The following is a 19,673-nucleotide window of genomic DNA, read 5'->3' as shown; positions in this document are numbered from 1 at the left end:
CCACGGGCACCTGCCGGGGGCGTGCTCCCGGGCCTGCCGGGGCCGTACTTCCGGACCCACCGGGGGCTGTGCTCCCGGGCCTACTGGGGGCCGTACTTCCGGCCCGCCTTCGACGACACCCCGCCCAGCAGGGCGCGCGGCGCCAGCTTCACCACGCCCATCAGGGCCTTGTAGCGGGGGTCCGGGACCGACAGGGTCCTGCCGCGCGCCAGGTCGGCCAGGGCCGCCGTCACCAGCTTGTCCGCGTCGAGCCACATCCAGCCCGGGATGTTGTCCGTGCCCATCCCGGCCCGCTCGTGGAACTCGGTGCGGACGAAGCCCGGGCAGAGCGCCATGAGCCGCACCCCGCTGCCCGCGAGGTCCCGGGCCGCGCCCTGGGTGAACTGCACGACCCACGCCTTCGAGGCGCCGTAGGTGCCGCGCGGCACGAAGGCGGCCACCGAGGCGACGTTCACCACCCCGCCCCGGCCGCGCTCCCGCATCGCGGCGGCCGCGGCCGAGGTCAGCCGGAGCACCGCCTCGCAGTGCACCGTCAGCATCTTCAGCTCGTCGGCCATCGACACGTCGAGGAACCGGCCCTTGTTGCCGAAGCCCGCGTTGTTCACCAGCAGGTCGACCGGGCGCCGGGGGTCGGACAGCCGGGCCTCGACCGCCGCGATCCCCTCCTCGGCGGAGAGGTCCGCGGCGAGCACCTCGGCCTCCACCCCGTGCCGGTCGTGCAGCTCGGTGGCCTGCTCCCGCAGGCGCTTCAGGTCCCGCGCCACGAGGACGACGTCGTGGCCGTCGGCCGCCAGCCTGCGCGCGAAGGCGGCCCCGATGCCGGCGGTGGCTCCCGTGATCAGTGCAGTGGTCATACCGGAACCGTAGTGCCCGGGAGCGCGCCCCCGGGCCCCCGTACGGCCGGGGTTCAGCCGCTGTACTTGTCCGCGTACTGACGAGCGAGCGCCAGCAGTCCGGACTCCATCCACTCGGCGGCCACCAGCGTCTCCGCCAGCCGCCCGCGCTCGGTGGTCGCGGCCCGGTGCAGGAAGGCGACGGTGACGCCGTGGTCCGGCCGGTGCACCACCTCGACCGGGTCCCCGGCCCGCACCTCGCCCGGCTCGATCACCCGCAGCAGCGCGCCGGGACCGGCCTCGGTCCGCGTGAACCGCCGCACCCAGCCCCTGGCGTCGAACCCCTGCTCCTCCAGGTGGCCCTGGAAGGTGCGGCAGGGGATCCGGCCGCCGGTGACCTCCAGGACCACGTCCCCGCCGATCCGCCAGCGCTCGCCGATCAGCGCGCCGTTCACGTCCAGGCCGCTCAGCGTCAGGTTCTCCCCGAAGGAGCCGTTCGGCAGCGGGCGGCCCAGCTCCTCCTCCCAGCGGTCCAGGTCCTCGCGCGCGAAGGCGTACACCGCGCGGTCGGCGCCCCCGTGGAAGCGGAGGTCGCACACCTCGTCCCCGGCGACGCCGCTCGCCCCGACGCCGGGCGGCCCCGGGACCCCGATCCGGACGGGCCCGTCGACGGGGCGCTTGTCGATGCCCGTCTTCCCCGAGGCGGAGTCGGTGTAGCCGACGCTCTTCGCCCGGCCCGCGTTCACACTCAGCAAGGTCATGGGGGCAGCGTAAAGGGGACACTCCCTCCCAGCCTCAAAGATTTGATCGAATATTCGCTTACGGATCCAAGAGTCGCTTATGCTCGAACCATGATCGAGGCCCGCCACCTCCGCGTCCTGCGCGCCGTCGCCGCCACCGGCTCCTTCTCCGCCGCGGCCCGCGAACTCGGCTGCACCCAGCCCGCCGTCAGCCAGCAGATGAAGGCCCTGGAGGGCTCCGCGGGCACCCCGCTGCTCATCCGCACCGGCCGCGAGATGCGCCTCACCCAGGCCGGCGAGGTCCTCGTCCGGCACGCCGCCGGCATCCTCGCCGGGCTCACCGCCGCCGAGGAGGAGGTCGCCGCCATCGCCGGGCTGCGGGCGGGCCGTGTCCGCCTCGTCTCCTTCCCCAGCGGCAGCTCCACCCTCGTCCCCACCGCGCTCGCCGCCCTGCGCGCCGCCCACCCCGGCACCCGGGTCTCCCTCGTCGAGGCCGAACCGCCGCGCTCCGTCGAGATGCTCCGCGAGGGCGACTGCGACATCGCCCTCGCCTTCCGGTACGGGAGGGGCCAGACGCCCGGCGAATGGGACGACCTGGTGGTCCGCCCGCTCCTCACCGACCGGCTGGTGGGCCTGGTCCCCGAGGGCCATCCGCTGGCCGGCGCGGGCTCGGTGGGCATCGCCGAACTGGCGGAGGACTCCTGGATCGCGGGCTGCCCCCGCTGCCGCCGCCAGCTGGTCGACGTCTGCGAGGAGGCCGGCTTCGCCCCCCGCATCGACTTCGCCACCGACGACTACCCCGCGGTGGTGGGCCTGGTCGGCGCGGGTCTGGGCGTGGCCGTCCTCCCGGAACTGGCCATCGAGTCCGTACGCCCCAAGGGCGCGCGGACCGTCACCGTGGAACCGGCCGTGGAGCGCGAGATCGTGGCCCTGACCCTGCCGGACCTGGCCCAGGTCCCCGCCGTCGCGGCCACCCTCGACGAACTGACCCGCGCGGCCGCGCGCGCGTAGGGCGTCCTCGGGCCGCCACGCGCGCGGCGCGGCTGTCGGTTCGGGGCGTCAGTCCAGGAGGAAACGTTCCTTCATGCACGTCCCATGATCGGTCGACCGGCCGTCGCGGCCGTGGCCGCCGACGGTGCCGCGCGCCCGGCGACCGCCGTCGCCGGCGCCGCCGCGATCAGGCGGTTGCGCGCGCGTCCCATGAGTTCTTCGCGTTCGTCCTCGGTGAGGCCGCCCCACACGCCGTAGGGCTCCCGTACGGCGAGTGCGTGGGCCGCGCACTCCGCGCGGACCGGGCACCGCATGCAGACCTCTTTCGCCGAGTTCTCGCGCGCACTCCGTGCCGCGCCGCGCTCTCCCTCGGGGTGGAAGAACAGGGAGCTGTCGACGCCGCGGCAGGCCGCGAGCAGTTGCCAGTCCCACAGATCGGCGTTGGGTCCGGGAAGGCGGGAGAAATCTGCCATTGCGCTAGTCCCCTTGAAACCGTGTCGAGACGGGTTGGTGGGTGGACGGGTGTCGGCTCTCTGGCCGGGACTCCTCGGATCCCGGTGGCTCCTGGGTGCGTCGTGGGTGGTTCCCGAGCGGGTCCTGGTCGGGTCCTGGACGGGTTCGGAAAAGGTCCGGTGTGTCCGGCTGCTGTCGATGTAGATGTAAATATGACTCATTGCGAATCTAGCCACAGACACCACGAAAAGGGAAGAAAACCCGCTAAATGGGGCATAGGTTCTGACGGTGGACAAGTGACCTGCGACGCTCTTCTCCGTGCACGGCCCCTCACAAGGAGTGCCGAAGGCCTCGTCCGACCCGTAACTCTTTCGAGTGACCATCGTTGAGAGTGCGAGGCGGTTGAATGAACAAGCGATCGGGCAGGTGTCCGGGAGCGTCAACCGCACAGGTGACGATACGTACAGCCCTGGAGGCTCAAGGTGACGCGCTACAGCTGCGAGAGCCGCGGAGGTCAGTCATGACGTCCGTCCTCGTCTGCGACGACTCCCCGCTCGCCCGAGAGGCGCTGCGCCGTGCGGTGGCGACCGTGCCCGGCGTCGAGCGCGTGACCACCGCGGCCAACGGCGAGGAAGTCCTCCGCCGCTGGGGCGCGGACCGCTCGGACCTCATCCTGATGGACGTGCGCATGCCCGGCCTCGGCGGTGTGGAAACCGTCCGCCGGCTCCTTTCCGCGGACCCCGGCGCCCGGATCATCATGCTCACGGTCGCCGAGGACCTCGACGGCGTCGCGCTCGCCGTCGCCGCGGGCGCCCGCGGCTACCTGCACAAGGATGCCTCGCGCGCCGAGCTGCGGGCCACGGTCACCCAGGCCCTCGCCGACCCGACCTGGCGGCTCGCCCCGCGCCGGCTCCGTTCGGCCGAGATGGGCGCCGCGCCCACCCTCACCGCGCGCGAGATCCAGGTGCTCGAAGGCATGAGCCACGGCCGGTCCAACGCGGAGATCGGCCGGGAGCTCTTCCTTTCCGAGGACACCGTCAAGACCCACGCCCGCCGCCTCTTCAAGAAGCTCGGTGCCTCGGACCGGGCGCACGCCGTCGCGCTCGGATTCCGCTGGGGACTGGTCCGCTGACCTGCCGGACCCCGGTCGTCTCCCCGTCCGCACCCCCGTCCGCCGAGGGGCGGACGGGGCGGGCCTGTGTCACTTCCCCGCCCGATGCCGCATCCTTGAGGTGTGGAGTTCCTCGGGGACGAGTCGATCGAGCGGAAGGGGAGGGCGCCAGAGATGAATCCCGGCGCACCTGCTCATAACGCTTCGGTGCACAACTACGGACACGGTGCCACGGACGGAAAGGCGTCAAGGCACCATGGAGCGATGCGCGACGACGAGACCATGGGCTCACCCATGCCTGCCGGGCAGGGGGAGATCGGTGCGCTCGTCCACCGCGCCGTCGAAGGGGACGCGCAGGCCACCCACGACCTGCTGGCGCGCGTCCACCCCCTCGCGCTGCGCTACTGCCGCACCCGGCTGAACCGGCTGCCCGGCGACGCCCGCCACTTCGTCGAGGACCTCGCGCAGGAGGTCTGCGTCGCCGTCCTCATGGCCCTGCCGCGCTACAAGGACACCGGCCGCCCCTTCGAGGCCTTCGTCTTCGCCATCGCCGGACACAAGGTCGCCGACCTCCAGCGGGCCGCCATGCGCCACCCCGGTTCCACCGCCGTCCCCTCCGACGAGATGCCCGAGCGGCCCGACGACTCCCTCGGCCCCGAGGAGCGCGCCCTCCTCAGCGACGACGCCGAATGGGCCAAGAAGCTCCTCGCCAACCTCCCTGAGAACCAGCGCGAACTCCTCGTCCTCAGGGTGGCCGTCGGGCTGACCGCCGAGGAGACCGGCCAGATGCTCGGCATGTCCCCGGGCGCCGTCCGGGTCGCCCAGCACCGCGCCCTCAGCCGGCTGCGGGCCCTGGCCGAGCAGTAAGAGCCGCACCACTCGTGCGGCCCTTTCGTATACGTACGAAGGTCCAAAGCTCGCCGCTGATCTTGATCGTGGAATGAGACACCGCTTCAGGCCGTTAGCATGGACATCCCGCACCGATCAAGGCCATTTGGGAAGGTGTCATGACTGCCAACGTCGACGGAGTGCCCGAAAAATTCGCGACACTCGGGCTGACCTACGACGACGTGCTGCTGCTGCCGGGAGCCTCCGAGGTACTCCCCAACGCGGTCGACACCTCGTCCCGCATCTCTCGTAACGTCCGGGTCAACATCCCGCTGCTCTCCGCGGCGATGGACAAGGTGACCGAGTCCCGCATGGCGATCGCCATGGCCCGCCTGGGCGGCGTCGGCGTGCTCCACCGGAACCTGTCCGTCGAGGACCAGGTCAACCAGGTGGACCTCGTCAAGCGTTCCGAGTCCGGCATGGTGACCGACCCGATCACGGTCCACCCGGAGGCGACCCTCGCCGAGGCCGACGCCCTCTGTGCCAAGTTCCGCATCAGCGGCGTCCCGGTCACCGCCCCCGACGGCAAGCTCCTCGGCATCGTGACCAACCGCGACATGGCCTTCGAGACCGACCGCAGCCGTCAGGTCCGCGAGGTCATGACGCCGATGCCGCTGGTCACCGGCAAGGTCGGCATCTCCGGCGTCGACGCCATGGAGCTGCTGCGCCGCCACAAGATCGAGAAGCTGCCGCTCGTCGACGACGAGGGCGTGCTCAAGGGCCTCATCACCGTCAAGGACTTCGTCAAGGCGGAGAAGTACCCGAACGCCGCCAAGGACTCCGAGGGCCGCCTGCTCGTCGGTGCCGCCGTCGGCGCCAGCCCCGAGGCCCTGGAGCGGGCCCAGGCGCTCGCCGCCGTCGGCGTCGACTTCCTCATCGTCGACACCTCGCACGGCCACAACAGCAACGCCCTGAGCTGGATGGCGAAGATCAAGTCCAGCGTGAACGTCGACGTGATCGGCGGCAACGTCGCCACCCGCGACGGCGCGCAGGCGATGATCGACGCCGGTGTCGACGGCATCAAGGTCGGCGTCGGCCCCGGCTCCATCTGCACCACCCGCGTCGTCGCCGGCATCGGCGTCCCGCAGGTCACCGCCATCTACGAGGCGGGCCTCGCCGCCCGCGCCGCGGGCGTCCCGCTGATCGGCGACGGCGGCCTCCAGTACTCCGGCGACATCGGCAAGGCGCTCGCCGCCGGCGCCGACACGGTGATGCTCGGCAGCCTCCTCGCGGGCTGCGAGGAGTCCCCCGGCGAGCTGCTCTTCATCAACGGCAAGCAGTTCAAGTCGTACCGCGGCATGGGCTCGCTCGGCGCCATGCAGTCCCGCGGCCAGGGCCGGTCCTACTCGAAGGACCGTTACTTCCAGGCCGACGTCACCTCCGACGACAAGCTCGTGCCCGAGGGCATCGAGGGCCAGGTGCCGTACCGCGGTCCGCTCTCCTCCGTCGTCCACCAGCTCGTCGGCGGCCTCCGCCAGACCATGGGCTACGTGGGCGCCGCCACCATCGAGGAGATGGAGTCCAAGGGCCGCTTCGTCCGGATCACCTCGGCGGGCCTCAAGGAGAGCCACCCGCACGACATCCAGATGACGGTCGAGGCGCCGAACTACAGCAGGAAGTAGTCCGCCGCGCGCGTGAGGGGGCGGTTCCGGCATGTGGCCGGAGCCGCCCCCCGCGCGTGTGTCGGGGATACTGGTAGGCGCAGACATAGAGGGAAAGGCCACACATCGTGACTGAGATCGAGATCGGGCGCGGCAAGCGCGGCCGCAGGGCGTACGCGTTCGACGACATCGCCGTCGTACCGAGCCGGCGCACCCGGGACCCGAAGGAGGTCTCGATCGCCTGGCAGATTGACGCCTACCGCTTCGAGCTGCCCTTCCTGGCCGCCCCCATGGACTCGGTCGTCTCCCCGCAGACCGCCATCCGCATCGGCGAGCTCGGCGGCCTCGGCGTCCTCAACCTCGAAGGACTGTGGACCCGCTACGAGGACCCGCAGCCGCTGCTCGACGAGATCGCCGAGCTGGACGAGGCCACCGCGACCCGCCGCCTCCAGGAGATCTACGCGGCCCCGATCAAGGAGGAGCTGATCGGGCAGCGCATCAAGGAGGTGCGCGACTCCGGCGTCGTCACCGCCGCCGCGCTCTCCCCGCAGCGCACCGCGCAGTTCTCCAAGGCCGTCGTCGACGCGGGCGTGGACATCTTCGTCATCCGCGGCACCACGGTCTCCGCCGAGCACGTCTCCGGCGCCGCCGAGCCGCTGAACCTGAAGCAGTTCATCTACGAGCTGGACGTCCCGGTCATCGTCGGCGGCTGCGCCACGTACACCGCCGCCCTGCACCTGATGCGGACCGGCGCCGCGGGCGTCCTGGTCGGCTTCGGCGGCGGCGCCGCGCACACCACCCGCAACGTCCTGGGCATCCAGGTCCCGATGGCGACCGCCGTCGCCGACGTCGCCGCGGCCCGCCGCGACTACATGGACGAGTCCGGCGGCCGGTACGTGCACGTCATCGCCGACGGCGGCGTGGGCTGGTCCGGCGACCTGCCGAAGGCCATCGCCTGCGGCGCGGACGCCGTGATGATCGGCTCCCCGCTGGCGCGCGGCACCGACGCGCCCGGCAAGGGCCACCACTGGGGCATGGAGGCCGTCCACGAGGACGTGCCGCGCGGCAAGCTGGTCGACCTGGGCATCGTCGGCACCACCGAGGAGATCCTCACCGGTCCGTCGCACACCCCGGACGGCTCGATGAACTTCTTCGGCGCCCTGCGCCGCGCGATGGCCACCACGGGCTACAGCGAGCTCAAGGAGTTCCAGCGCGTCGAGGTCACCGTCGCGGACTCGCAGCACCGCCGCTGACGCGCCTCCCGTACGGACGCGTGGGGCCCCGCACCGACCGGTGCGGGGCCCCACGCGTACGCGTACCGACTACTGGCCGGCCTTCTTGGCGCCGGAGAAGGCCGCGACGGGGCCGAGCGCGAGGAAGAGGAACGTCATCGGCTCCTTGGTCTCGCTCCACAGGTCCACCAGCATGCCGAACTGCTTGAAGAAGACGTCGGCGAAGGAGGCGTCGAACTCCTTGGTGAAGAAGACCGCGATGCCGACGAGCTGGCCGAGGTAGACGGCGCCGAGGGCGAGGACCGCGCTGATGACCGGCAGCACCGGGTTGCTGCCGCCGACCTTGCCCGCGGCGAAGCCGACCGCGAAGCCGACGCCGACGGCGGCCCAGCCGATCTCGACCTCGACGCCGCCCATGATCGCGCCGTAGACGCCGGCCGTGACCAGCGCGGCGACGACGGCCGCGACGATGCCGAGGACCAGGTTGTTCTGGCGGGGCGCGGGCGCCGGCGGGTAGGCGCCGAACGGGTTCTGGCCGTCGGGCTGCTGGGGCGCGCCCTGGGCGAAGGGGTTGCCGGGCGGCGGTACGGGCTGGCTCATGGTGTGGTCCCCCCACGGTGTGGCCGCACGGGTGTGCGGTCGAGAGGGCCGGAGAGTAGCAGTCCGCTCCGACAGTGACCCACCCGTTATGCGGGGGCGGCCTACAGGCGGTGCGCGGTCCCCGCGGGGGTGGCGCCCCGGGTGTCGAGGAGGAGCTGGGCCTTCACCGCGAGGCCCTGGAGGTCGTAGACGCGGTGGTGCTGGAGCAGGATCGTCAGGTCGGCGTGGGCGGCGGCCTCGTAGAGGGAGTCCGCCCGGGGGACGGGCAGGTCCCGCACCCGCCAGTCGGGGACGTGCGGGTCGTGGAAGCTGACGGCCGCGCCGAGGTCCATGAGCCGGTGGGCGATCTCGTCGGCGGGGGCGCCCTCGCGGTCGGCGAGGTCGGGCTTGTACGTGATGCCGAGCAGCAGGATCCGGGCGCCGCGCGCGGACTTGCCGTGCTCGTTGAGGAGGGTGGCGGCGCGCTGCACGACGTACTGCGGCATCCGCTGGTTGACCTGGCCCGCGAGCTCGACCAGGCGGAGCGGGCGGTGGGCGCCCAGGCGCTCGACGGGGAAGCCGTGGCCGCCGACGCCGGGACCGGGGCGGAAGGCGTGGAAGCCGAAGGGCTTGGTCTCGGCGCAGCGGATGACGTCCCAGAGGTCGACGCCGAGCTCGTGGCAGAGCACCGCCATCTCGTTGACCAGGGCGATGTTGACGTGCCGGAAGTTGGTCTCCAGGAGCTTGACCGTCTCGGCCTCGCGGGGGCCCCGCGCGCGGACCACCTTGTCGGTGAAGCGGCCGTAGAAGGCGGCGGCGGACTCGGTGCACGCGGACGTGAGGCCGCCGATGACCTTCGGGGTGCCGGCGAGGCCGGACAGCCGGCTGTGGGGGTCGAACCGGCCGGGGTCGAGGCGGTCGGGGGAGTACGCGAGGTGGAAGTCGCGGCCGGCCCGCAGCCCCGAACCGGCCTCCAGGAGCTCCCGGAGGACGCCCTCGGTGGTCCCCGGCGGGACGGGGGACTCCAGGAGCACGGTGGTGTGCGGGCGCAGCCGGGCGGCCAGCGCGCGGGCGGCGTCGGTGACGGCGGTGAGGTCGAGGGTGCCGTCGGGGGAGAGCGGGGTGGGGGCGCAGAGGACGGCGGTGCGGACGCGGCCCAGTTCGACGGGGCTGGTGGTGGCCCGGAAGCCGGCGGAGAGCATGCGGCGGATCTCGGAGGCGGTGAGGGAGCCGTCGACCGGGGGGCGGCCGGCGGCGAGTTCGGCGACCGGGCGGGGGTCGGTGTCGAAGCCGACGGTGGCGATGCCCGCGGCGGTCGCGGCCTGGGCGAGGGGGAGGCCGTGGTGGCCGAGGCCGATGACGGCGAGGTCTGCGGGCATGAGGAGTGGGCCGTCCTTCCCGGTAGCCGTGGTCCGTTGCCGACGCAACAGAGTGCAATGTCAGACTAGGAGTAAATATGACCGTTATGCGGCATTGCATGATCGAAGGTCGCCGAGTGTTATCCACAGGTCCGCGCGGGGGCGGTGGCCGAAGCGGCCGGGCCGGTCCAGAATCGAAACGGCGAGCCGGACCGCGAAGCGGCCCGGCCCTCGCCCGCACGGGCACGAGCCGTACGGGGCACGGGTACGGGTACGACCCGCACGGACGCGAGCACCCGCACGATTCGCACGGGCACGGGCACAAGAGGACGCAGGGACGGACGCAGGGACGCAAGGACGCACACCGGACGACGGGAGGCGACAGCCGTGAGGACAGCGACACTGGGACCCGCGGGGCGCGCCGACGCGCTCGCCGCCATGGCCGCCACCGAGCTGGACGTGCTCGTCGTCGGCGGCGGGGTGGTCGGCGCGGGCACCGCCCTCGACGCGGTCACGCGCGGGCTCTCCACCGGCATCGTGGAGGCCCGCGACTGGGCCTCCGGCACCTCCAGCCGCTCCAGCAAGCTCATCCACGGCGGCCTGCGCTATCTGGAGATGCTCGACTTCGCCCTGGTCCGCGAGGCCCTCAAGGAGCGCGGACTCCTCCTGGAGCGGCTCGCCCCCCACCTGGTCAAGCCCGTGCCCTTCCTCTACCCGCTCCGGCACCGGGGCTGGGAGCGGGTGTACGCGGGCTCCGGCGTCGCCCTGTACGACGCCATGTCCGTCTCCTCCGGCCACGGCCGCGGCCTCCCCGTCCACCGCCACCTCAGCCGCAAGGGCGCCCTCCGCGTCGCCCCCTGTCTGCGCAAGGACGCCCTCACCGGCGCCCTCCAGTACTACGACGCCCAGATGGACGACGCCCGCTTCGTCCTCACCCTCGTCCGCACCGCCGTCTCCTACGGCGCCAGGGCCGCCAACCGCGCCCGGGTCGTCGGCTTCCTCCGCGAGGGCGAGCGGGTCGTCGGCGTCCGCGTCCAGGACGTCGAGACCGGCGGCGAGCACGTCATCCGGGCCCGGCAGGTCGTCAACGCCACCGGGGTGTGGACCGACGACACCCAGGCCCTCATCGGCGAGCGCGGCCAGTTCCACGTCCGCGCCTCCAAGGGCATCCACCTCGTCGTCCCCAAGGACCGGATCCACTCCTCCACCGGCCTCATCCTGCGCACCGAGAAGTCCGTCCTCTTCGTCATCCCCTGGGGACGGCACTGGATCATCGGCACCACCGACACCGACTGGGACCTCGACAAGGCCCACCCCGCCGCCTCCAGCGCCGACATCGACTACCTGCTGGAGCACGTCAACACGGTGCTCGCCACCCCCCTTTCCCGTGACGACGTCGAAGGCGTCTACGCGGGCCTGCGCCCCCTGCTCGCCGGCGAGTCCGACGCCACCAGCAAGCTGTCCCGCGAGCACACCGTCGCCCACCCGGTGCCCGGCCTGGTCGTCGTCGCCGGCGGCAAGTACACGACCTACCGGGTGATGGCGAAGGACGCCGTCGACGAGGCCGTGCACGGCCTCGACCGGAGGGTCGCCCCCTGCGTCACGGAGGACACCCCCCTGATCGGCGCCGAGGGCTACCGGGCGCTGTGGAACGCGCGGGCGGGGATCGCCGCCCGCGCCGGCCTCCACGTCGTCCGCGTCGAGCACCTGCTCGACCGGTACGGCTCCCTCGCCGAGGAACTGCTCGCGCTGATCGCCGAGGACCCCTCGCTCGGCGAGCCGCTCGCCGCGGCCGACGACCACCTCCGCGCCGAGATCGTCTACGCCGCCTCCCACGAGGGCGCCCGCCACCTCGACGACGTCCTCACCCGCCGCACCAGAGTCTCCATCGAGACCTTCGACCGCGGCACCCGCAGCGCGCGCGAGTGCGCCGAACTGATGGCGCCGGTCCTCGGCTGGGACGAGGAGCAGATCGCGAAGGAGGTCGAGCACTACGAGAAGCGGGTCGAGGCGGAGCGCGAGTCCCAGCGGCAGCCCGACGACCTGACGGCGGACGCGGCCAGGCTCGGTGCGCCCGACATCGTCCCGATCTGACGGGCGTTCCGTCTGACGGTACGTCCGGGGCGGGAGGGAACCCGGGGGCCGCGGTGGCGCGTCGTCATTCCGGAGTACGGACCCGGGGACGCCGCCCGCCGCGAGGTGAGGGACAATGGCGTCTCTTCCAGGGCGGGTTGTCGCGGCGTGCGGAGTGCGGGGACGCGGCGGAGATCAGGGAACGCAGAGGGGACGCATGTCGGAGTCGGAGCAGTCGCGGGACACGGCGAAGGACCCCCGGCGGGACGTCGCCGCGGGGGCCGCCACCGACGGCGGACGGGGGAAGGTGCCGCCCGCGCGCGAGGCGGCACGGGACGAGGCCGGCACGGCCCCGGAGACCACGGACGGCGGCGCGCCCCAGGACGCGAAGCCCGAGGTCACGGCGGTTCAGGACGCCGTGCCGCAGGACGCCGTGCCCCAGGACCGGAAGCCCGTGGACGAAGCGCCCCGGGACGCCGCGCCCCAGGACCGGAAGGCCGCCGGCGGGCGGGTGCCCGGGACGGAGCCGTCGACCGGGCGGGCCGGTTTCGGCGCCGGGGACGGCGACGGGCAGCGGCCCGCGGCCGACCGGCTCCGCAAGGGCGACTTCTCCCGCACCGCCGAGACCGAGGGCCGCCTCCTCGCCGGCCGCTACCGGCTCGGCGCCCTCCTCGGCCGCGGCGGCATGGGCACCGTCTGGCGCGCCGTCGACGAGACCCTGGGCCGCACCGTCGCCGTCAAGGAGCTCCGCTTCCCCAGCAGCATCGACGAGGACGAGAAGCGCCGCCTGATCACCCGGACCCTGCGCGAGGCCAAGGCCATCGCCAAGATCCGCAACAACGGCGCCGTGACCGTCTACGACGTCGTCGACGAGGACGACCGCCCCTGGATCGTCATGGAGCTCATCGAGGGCAAGTCGCTCGCCGACGCCGTGCGCGAGGACGGCGTCCTCACCCCGCGCCGCGCCGCCGAGGTCGGCCTCGCCATCCTCGACGTGCTGCGCTCCGCGCACCGCGAGGGCATCCTGCACCGCGACGTGAAGCCGTCGAACGTCCTCATCTCCGACGACGGCCGCGTCGTCCTCACCGACTTCGGCATCGCCCAGGTGGAGGGCGACCCGTCCATCACCTCCACCGGCATGCTCGTCGGCGCCCCCTCGTACATCTCGCCCGAGCGCGCCCGCGGCCACAAGCCCGGCCCCGCCGCCGACCTGTGGTCGCTCGGCGGCCTGCTGTACGCGGCGGTCGAGGGCAGCCCGCCGTACGACAAGGGCTCCGCCATCGCGACCCTCACCGCCGTCATGACCGAGCCCGTCGACCCGCCGAGGAACGCGGGCCCGGAGCTGGAGCAGGTGATCTACGGGCTGCTCGCCAAGGACCCGGCGCAGCGGCTCGACGACGCCCGCGCCCGGGTGCTGCTGCGCGCGGTGCTCGACGCGCCCGAGGCCGCGCCGGAGCCGTCCCCCGAGGTGACCAGGGTCGTCCCGCTGCCGACCCGCCCCGAGCGGGACCCGGCGGCCCCGGCCGCCGCCCAGGAGAAGGCCCCCGAGCCCGCCGCCGAGCGGATGCGGGGCGCCCTCGCCTCCGTGCGGAACGCCGCCGCGGCGGCCAAGGCCGAGGCGAGGCCCAAGGACCGCGCCAAGGAGAAGGCCAAGGAGCCGTCCCGGCCGGTGCCCCCGCAGGGCGGCGCCCGGCAGGCCCCGGCCCGCGCCCCGCTCACCGACGTCGTCCCCCGGCGCACCCTGGTGATCATCGCCGCGGTGGCCGTCCTCGCCGTGCTCGGCACCATCCTCGCCGTCTCCCTCAGCGGCGGCGACAAGGGCGACGAGGGCAAGGGCGGGGACACCAACGCCTCGGCCGGGACCACCGCCGGCGGCACCGGCGGCTCCGGCACGGGCGGCGGCACCGGCGGCTCCTCGGGCGACCCCACCGAGCAGGGCGGCACCCAGCCCGGCGACAACGGCGCGACGGGCGACGACGGTTCGACCGGCGCGAACGGTACGAACGGCACCGGGGGGACGACCGGCACCCCCGGCACCTCCACCGGCCAGACCGGCGGCACGCCCGGCACCACGCCGAGCGGCGGCACCGGCCCCGTGCTGCCCGCCGGCTACTCCCTCGTCACCGACGACCGCTTCCACTTCTCCATGGCCATGCCCACCGGCTTCACCATGCGGCCCATAGACGGCTACAGCGGTGGCGCCATATGGAGCGAGAGCGGCGGCTTCCCGCGCGTCCAGGTCGACTTCAACGCAAGCCCCAAGGACGACGCCAAGGCCGCCTGGCTCGCCGCCATGGGCGGTGTCCGCCTGAGCAGCAGCGGCTACAGGCACATCGGCATCGACGCCGTCTCGTACAAGGGCTACCCGACCGTCGCGGACTGGGAGTTCGAGCGGGACCAGAAGGGCATGCGCGTCCACGTCCTCAACCGGGGCTTCAAGGTGGACGCGAAGCACGGCTACTCGATCATGGTCAGCTGCAAGGCCGAGGAGTGGAACGGGGCCGAGTGCAGGACGCTGCGCGAGACGGCGTTCGCCACGTTCAGCCCCAAGGACTGACCGACCCCCGTATCGTGAGGGGCGGGGGACGACCGGAGCGCGGGGGGAGGCGCGGTGGACGAGTACGCGGGAAGGGTGCTCGCTGAGCGCTACCGCCTTCCGCTGCCACCCGCCGGCGGCGGCGACCTCGTCGAACTCGTCGAGACCCGGGCCTTCGACACGTACAGCGGGCAGGAGGTGCGGGTCCGTCAGGTCCCGCTCCCCGAGGTCGTCGACGCCGAGGTCCTCGGCGAGGGCCCCGCGCCCGCCGGGGCGTACGGGGACGGCGCCACCCGCAGACCGGCCGAGCCGGTCGTCCGCCGGGCGATGGAGGCGGCCCAGGCCGCCGCGCAGATACCCGACCACCCCTTGCTCGACCAGGTCTTCGACGTCTTCGCGGAGGCCGGCTCGCTGTGGATAGTCAGCGAGCACGTGGCGGCCCGCCCGCTCTCCGCGTTCCTCGCCGAGGGCCCGCTCAACCCGTTCCGCGCAGCCGAGATCGCCGCGGACGTCCTCACCGCCCTGCGCGTCCTCCACGCCCACGGCTGGGTCCACCGCAACATCACCGCCCACACGGTCCTGGTCTGCGACGACGGCCGCGTCCTCCTCACCGGCCTCGCCGCCGGCGCCGCCGAGGAGGCCCTCTGCGGATACGCCCCCGTCCCCGACCCGGACGCCCAGCCCCCGCACCACGAGCCGGAGGAGCGGTACGGGCCGGGGGACCCGTACGGGGCGGAGTACGACTCCGAGGACGAGCGGACCGGGTACGCCGAGGCCGAGCACGAGGAGCACCGGCAGCACCAGGCGCACGAGGAGTACGAGGAGCGCCGGGAGCACGAGGAGCACGAGGAGCACGAGGAGTACGAGGCGTACGAGGAGGTGGAGGCGTACGACGCCGAGACCTACGAGCCTCCGGTGTACGAGCCTCCGGTGTACGAGACGCCGGCGTACGAGACGCCGGCGTACGAACCTCCCGCGTACGAGCCGGAGGTGTACGACACCGGTGTGCACGTCGCCCCGGAGGACGCCGCCCCGGAGGGCACCGTCGCGCTTCCCGCCGCCCCCGAGCCGCCGGAGCCCGTCCCGTACGGCGTCGACCCCTACGGGACCGCGACGCCCGTCCCGCGCCCCGCGAGCCCGCCGGAGGCCCCGGCGGTGCCGCCCGGCGCGGACCTGCGGGCGGCCCGGGCGGGCGCCATCGCCGCCTATCGCGCGGCCACCCGCGCCGCCGCCGCGCGCCGCGGCGACACCGGCCCGCTCCCGGCCCAGCGCCCCGCGGAGCCCGCACCCGAACCCGAACCCCTCCCCGGATCCGGGTCCCTGCCCGGACCCACCCCCGACCCGGGCCCGGAGCCCGCTCCCGTCCCCGCGCTGCCGGAGGCCACCCGGCCCGGTCCCGCCCCGCAGTGGTGGGCGCGGACGGCGGACGACGAGGACGACGGGGACGACGACGAGGACGGCGGCGAGGGGCCGTACGGCGTCCCGGGCCCGCCACGCCTGATGCTCAAGGGCACCTGGAGCGACGGCCCGCACGCCTCCCGGGACGCCTCGCCGCCGGTCCCGGCCGGCGGAGGCCCCGTGCTGCCCGGCTCCGGCCGCCCCGCGCTGCCCGCCGGGTACACCGCCGCCGTCCCGGAGCGGTCCGCCGGAGCGGCCGTCCCCGAGCAGCCGGGGCCGCAGGGGGAGCGCTACCGGGGCCCGGAGACCCGGCTCGCCGCCGAGCGGGCCCGGCAGACCCGGATCGCGGTCGTCGGCGCCGTCACCGAGCGCTGGGCGCCCGAACAGGCCGGGCCCGTGCACGAGAACTGGCGGCTCGCCCCGCCCATCGGTCCCGCCACCGACCTGTGGGCGCTCGGCGCCCTGCTCTACCGGGCCGTCCAGGGCCACGCCCCCTACCCCGAGGACAGCGCGGCCGAACTGGTGCAGCTGGTCTGCGCCGAACCGCCCGCCTTCGCCGAGGAGTGCGGCCCGCTGCGCCCGGTGGTGGAGTCCCTGCTGCGCCAGGACCCCACCGAGCGACCGGACTTCGAGGAGCTGCGCGGCTGGCTGCGGTCGCTCGTCCGGTCCGCGCCGGAACCGGACATGGACCTGGAGGCCGCGCCCCCGCCGAGGTTCGACGCGAAGCGGCTGCCGATCCTGCGCCGCCGGGGCGAGCTGGTGCGCCGCCGCCGCGCCGCGGCCGCCGCGGGCCGGCACCGGCAGCGGCGCGGCAAGGAGCCCCGCCGGGGCCGTACCGCCGCCCCCGCCCCCGTACCGCCGCCCGTCCACGAGGACCCGCCGCCGTTCGCCCTGTACGAGGACGGTCACGAGGACGGCCCCGCGTACGGCCACGCGTACGGGCCCGAGCCGGAGCGGCACGCGTACGGGCCCCGGTACGAGCAGGAGCCTCAGGACGAGGGTTACCCGTACGGCCACGAGGACGCCGAGCCGGAGCCGCCGCGCCGGGCCCCGCGCGCCCCGGCCGCCCCGCGCTCCCGCGCCCGGCGGGCGCTGCTCGTCGTCCTCCTGCTGCTCGGCGGGGCCCTCGCGTACACCGCCGTCGCCCTGCCCCGGGGCGAGGAGAAGCCCCCGGCGGCCACGGAGCCCACCCCGGGCGGGGCCCGGGACACGGCCACGGGCACGCCCCCGGCCGGGACCCCGTCCGCCCCCGCGCCGACCACCGGGAAGCCCGCCACCACCCCGCCGCCGCGCACCACGACCCCACCGCCGCCGCCGGCCACCGGCCCCGCCCTGGCCGCCGGTTACGCGCTGCGCGAGGACCCGGAGGGCTTCCGGATCGGCGTCCCGCGCGACTGGCGCCGCAGCTCCGTCAACGACGCGGGGCAAGTCCGCTACACGGACGGCGACTTCACGCTGATCGTCGTGCCCGGCCGGGACAGCGTCCGGGACCACGGCTCCGACCCGCTGGAGTACCAGAGCTCGAAGGAGCGCGAGCTGGAGCCCTACCGGCAGTCCAGCTGGGCGCAGTTGGTGAAGGCGCGCCGGGTGGACATCGGGCGCACGCCCACCGCCGAGGGCCAGTACACCTGGATCGACAGCACGGGCCGCGAGGTCTTCGTCCACAACCTCGCCCTGATCGACGACGGCCGCTACTACGTCGTCCAGGTCATCGGACCGGAGAGCGACCGGGACAAGGTCTCGGAGGTCTACGGCGAGGCGGTGAAGGGGTTCCGCCCGGGCCGCTGATCCTCCTCCCTCCTCCGCGCGGGACCCCTCCGGGCCGTCCGCCCTACGCCGTCCGGGGGGCCTTGCGGTCACGGTGCGGTTCCTTTGCGGGCCCCGAGGTTCCGTCCGCCGTCCCCTCCTCCGTAACCTGGCACCGGAAGCAACGGGGCGGGGGCAAGTGGAACACTCTCAGAGCACAGGATCGGGGCTGCTGCTCGCCGGTCGGTACCGGCTCGGCGAGTCCATCGGGCGCGGCGGCATGGGCAAGGTCTGGAAGGCCCACGACGAGGTCCTGCACCGCGTGGTGGCGGTGAAGGAGCTGACGGCGGGTCGGTTCGTCGCCGAGGCCGACCGCCTGGTGCTGCACGCGCGCACCCAGAAGGAGGCGCGGGCCGCCGCCCGGATCACCCACCCCGGTGTGGTGACCGTCCACGACGTCCTCGAACACGACGACCGGCCCTGGATCGTCATGCAGTTCGTCGACGGTCCCTCGCTCGCGGACGCCGTCAAGGAGTCCGGCACGATCACCCCGCACGAGGCGGCCCGCGTCGGCCTGCACGTCGTCGGCGCGCTGCGGGCCGCCCACAGCGCCGGGGTGCTGCACCGGGACGTGAAGCCGGGGAACGTTCTGCTCGCCCGCGACGGACGGGTCCTCATCACCGACTTCGGCATCGCGGCGATCGAGGGCGACTCGACCATCACCCGCACCGGCGAACTCGTCGGCTCCATCGACTACCTGGCGCCCGAGCGGGTGCAGGGGAGCGACCCCGGCCCGGCCTCCGACCTGTGGTCGCTCGGCGCCACCCTGTACACGGCGGTCGAGGGCACCTCGCCGTTCCGCCGCACCTCCCCGATCAGCACCATGCAGGCCGTCGTCGGCGAGGAGCCCCCCTACCCGGAGAAGGCGGGCCCGCTCGCCCCCGTGATCGTGGCGCTGCTCCGCAAGGACCCGAGGCAGCGTCCGCGCGCGGACGAGGTCGGGCGGATGCTGCTCGACGCCATGGAGGGCCGCAGCCCGGAGACGGCACAGGCGTACGTGCCGACGCAGCGGATGGACCGGGAGGCGACGGAGGCGCTGGAGCGGGGCCGCGCGGGCGTCCCGGAGGCCGTGACGCCGCCCCGGACGGCCCCGGGGAACCCGCCCACGGCCCAGTGGCCCGAGGCGGGAAGGACGCCCGCCGCCCCGTACCCCTCCGGTTCCTCCCACCCCTCCGGGGGACCGGCCTCCTCCCCGCCCACGCTCGTCCCCGGCTCCGGATCCCCCGGCGGCCCCGGGAACGGTTCCTCCGGCGGGAAGGGCCGCTGGCGGACCGCCGTGCTCACCGCCGTGCTCGGGGCGGTCGTCGCGGGCGGCGCCGTCTTCGCGGTGATGCAGTACGCGGGCCCCGGCGGGTCCGGCCCCGGCCCGGCCCCCACCACCTCCGTCACCGGTACCGGTACCGAAGCCGGCACCGCCGGCCCCGACGGCAAGGAGAAGGGCGTGGCGCAGGACGTCCCGGCGGGCTGGCGGCGCGTCGAGGACCCGGCGGGATTCAGCCTGATCGTCCCGGAGGGCTGGAAGCGCCAGACGGACGGCGACACCAGCATCGACTACACCCCGGACGGCGGCCGCCACCGCCTCCGCATCAGCATCGACAAGAGCCCCGACTTCGAGAACCCGTACCTGCACCTGCTGGACCTGGAGAAGACGCTCCAGAAGCGGATGGACTACCGACGGGTGTGGCTGAACCAGAACAGCTACCGCGACCAGGTCAAGGCCGGGCTCTGGGAGTTCACCTGGACCGAGAAGCAGAACTTCCCGGGCCCCCGGCACGCCATCGACCAGATGTACTTCGACGCGAACGGCACCGAGTACGCGATCTACATGGCCTCGCCGGAGGAGAGCTGGGACACGACCCGCGAGCAGTTCGACATCGTCCTCCAGCACTGGCGTGCGCCCGGCGCGTGACCCCGGCCCGTGACCCGGCGCGGTGCCCCGGCCCGTACCCCGCCCGTGGGCCGGCGCGCCCCCGCCCGTACCCGGCTCGTGGGCAGGCGCGCGCCCCGGCACCCGCCCCGGCATACGCTCCGGCGGCTCCGGGAAAAATCTCCGTGACGGCCCTCCGCGACGTATA

14 protein-coding genes are annotated in these 19,673 nt (G+C 74.0%); 9 read left to right on the top strand and 5 right to left on the bottom strand.

The window, feature by feature from the left end; all coding sequences use genetic code 11:
• Positions 1–80: 80 nt before the first annotated feature.
• Both IE326_RS08275 and IE326_RS08270 read right to left on the bottom strand, forming a co-directional pair.
• Positions 81–854 carry an SDR family NAD(P)-dependent oxidoreductase gene (locus IE326_RS08275; protein ID WP_190041187.1) on the bottom strand — a complete coding sequence of 258 codons (774 nt, stop codon included), beginning with the start codon at positions 852–854 and terminating at the stop codon, positions 81–83.
• Positions 855–907: 53 nt separating this feature from the next.
• Entirely contained in the window at positions 908–1,594 is a 687-nt protein-coding gene (locus tag IE326_RS08270) for an MOSC domain-containing protein (protein ID WP_150230827.1), read from the bottom strand.
• A 90-nt stretch (positions 1,595–1,684) separates the two neighbouring features.
• Between IE326_RS08270 and IE326_RS08265 the strand changes: the two genes are divergently transcribed.
• A complete protein-coding gene (locus IE326_RS08265; protein WP_150230829.1) occupies positions 1,685–2,584 on the top strand; it encodes a LysR family transcriptional regulator in 900 nt (299 codons plus the stop codon).
• 71 nt (positions 2,585–2,655) lie between these two features.
• On the opposite strand, the gene IE326_RS08260 is transcribed toward IE326_RS08265, so the two are convergent.
• Positions 2,656–3,036 carry a WhiB family transcriptional regulator gene (locus IE326_RS08260; RefSeq protein ID WP_150230831.1) on the bottom strand — a complete coding sequence of 127 codons (381 nt, stop codon included), beginning with the start codon at positions 3,034–3,036 and terminating at the stop codon, positions 2,656–2,658.
• Positions 3,037–3,536: 500 nt separating this feature from the next.
• On the opposite strand from IE326_RS08260, the gene IE326_RS08255 reads away from it, so the two are divergent.
• From IE326_RS08255 to IE326_RS08240, 4 genes are all read left to right on the top strand, one after another.
• On the top strand, positions 3,537–4,148 hold the full coding sequence (locus IE326_RS08255; protein ID WP_003948568.1) for a response regulator transcription factor: 612 nt from the start codon (positions 3,537–3,539) through the stop codon (positions 4,146–4,148).
• 243 nt (positions 4,149–4,391) lie between these two features.
• On the top strand, positions 4,392–4,994 hold the full coding sequence (locus IE326_RS08250) for a sigma-70 family RNA polymerase sigma factor (RefSeq protein WP_030750140.1): 603 nt from the start codon (positions 4,392–4,394) through the stop codon (positions 4,992–4,994).
• A gap of 140 nt (positions 4,995–5,134) precedes the next feature.
• The gene (gene guaB / locus IE326_RS08245; RefSeq protein ID WP_150230833.1) at positions 5,135–6,637 is read left to right on the top strand and encodes an IMP dehydrogenase; all 1,503 of its coding nucleotides are present in this window, start codon (positions 5,135–5,137) and stop codon (positions 6,635–6,637) included.
• A 107-nt stretch (positions 6,638–6,744) separates the two neighbouring features.
• Positions 6,745–7,869, top strand: a complete 1,125-nt coding sequence (locus IE326_RS08240; protein WP_150230835.1) for a GuaB3 family IMP dehydrogenase-related protein — start codon at positions 6,745–6,747, stop codon at positions 7,867–7,869.
• Positions 7,870–7,938: 69 nt separating this feature from the next.
• On the opposite strand, the gene IE326_RS08235 is transcribed toward IE326_RS08240, so the two are convergent.
• Both IE326_RS08235 and IE326_RS08230 read right to left on the bottom strand, forming a co-directional pair.
• The gene (locus IE326_RS08235) at positions 7,939–8,448 is read right to left on the bottom strand and encodes a hypothetical protein (protein ID WP_150230836.1); all 510 of its coding nucleotides are present in this window, start codon (positions 8,446–8,448) and stop codon (positions 7,939–7,941) included.
• 101 nt (positions 8,449–8,549) lie between these two features.
• Entirely contained in the window at positions 8,550–9,806 is a 1,257-nt protein-coding gene (locus IE326_RS08230) for a nucleotide sugar dehydrogenase (RefSeq protein WP_150230838.1), read from the bottom strand.
• 366 nt (positions 9,807–10,172) lie between these two features.
• On the opposite strand from IE326_RS08230, the gene IE326_RS08225 reads away from it, so the two are divergent.
• From IE326_RS08225 to IE326_RS08210, 4 genes are all read left to right on the top strand, one after another.
• Positions 10,173–11,879 (top strand): glycerol-3-phosphate dehydrogenase/oxidase, encoded by a 1,707-nt coding sequence (locus IE326_RS08225; RefSeq protein ID WP_150230840.1) that lies wholly within the window; start codon positions 10,173–10,175, stop codon positions 11,877–11,879.
• Between the two features lie 196 nt (positions 11,880–12,075).
• Positions 12,076–14,415, top strand: a complete 2,340-nt coding sequence (locus IE326_RS08220) for a serine/threonine-protein kinase (RefSeq protein WP_190041186.1) — start codon at positions 12,076–12,078, stop codon at positions 14,413–14,415.
• A 54-nt stretch (positions 14,416–14,469) separates the two neighbouring features.
• Positions 14,470–17,580 carry a serine/threonine kinase C-terminal domain-containing protein gene (locus IE326_RS08215; RefSeq protein ID WP_190041185.1) on the top strand — a complete coding sequence of 1,037 codons (3,111 nt, stop codon included), beginning with the start codon at positions 14,470–14,472 and terminating at the stop codon, positions 17,578–17,580.
• Between the two features lie 157 nt (positions 17,581–17,737).
• Positions 17,738–19,507, top strand: a complete 1,770-nt coding sequence (locus IE326_RS08210) for a serine/threonine-protein kinase (protein WP_190041184.1) — start codon at positions 17,738–17,740, stop codon at positions 19,505–19,507.
• The last annotated feature ends 166 nt before the right edge of the window (positions 19,508–19,673 follow it).

It is taken from the genome of Streptomyces filamentosus, from assembly GCF_014654895.1.
GTDB classification, from domain to species: Bacteria; Actinomycetota; Actinomycetes; order Streptomycetales; family Streptomycetaceae; genus Streptomyces; species Streptomyces filamentosus.
Note: the sequence above shows the minus strand (reverse complement) of the source record. Positions and strands in the feature narration are given on the sequence as shown.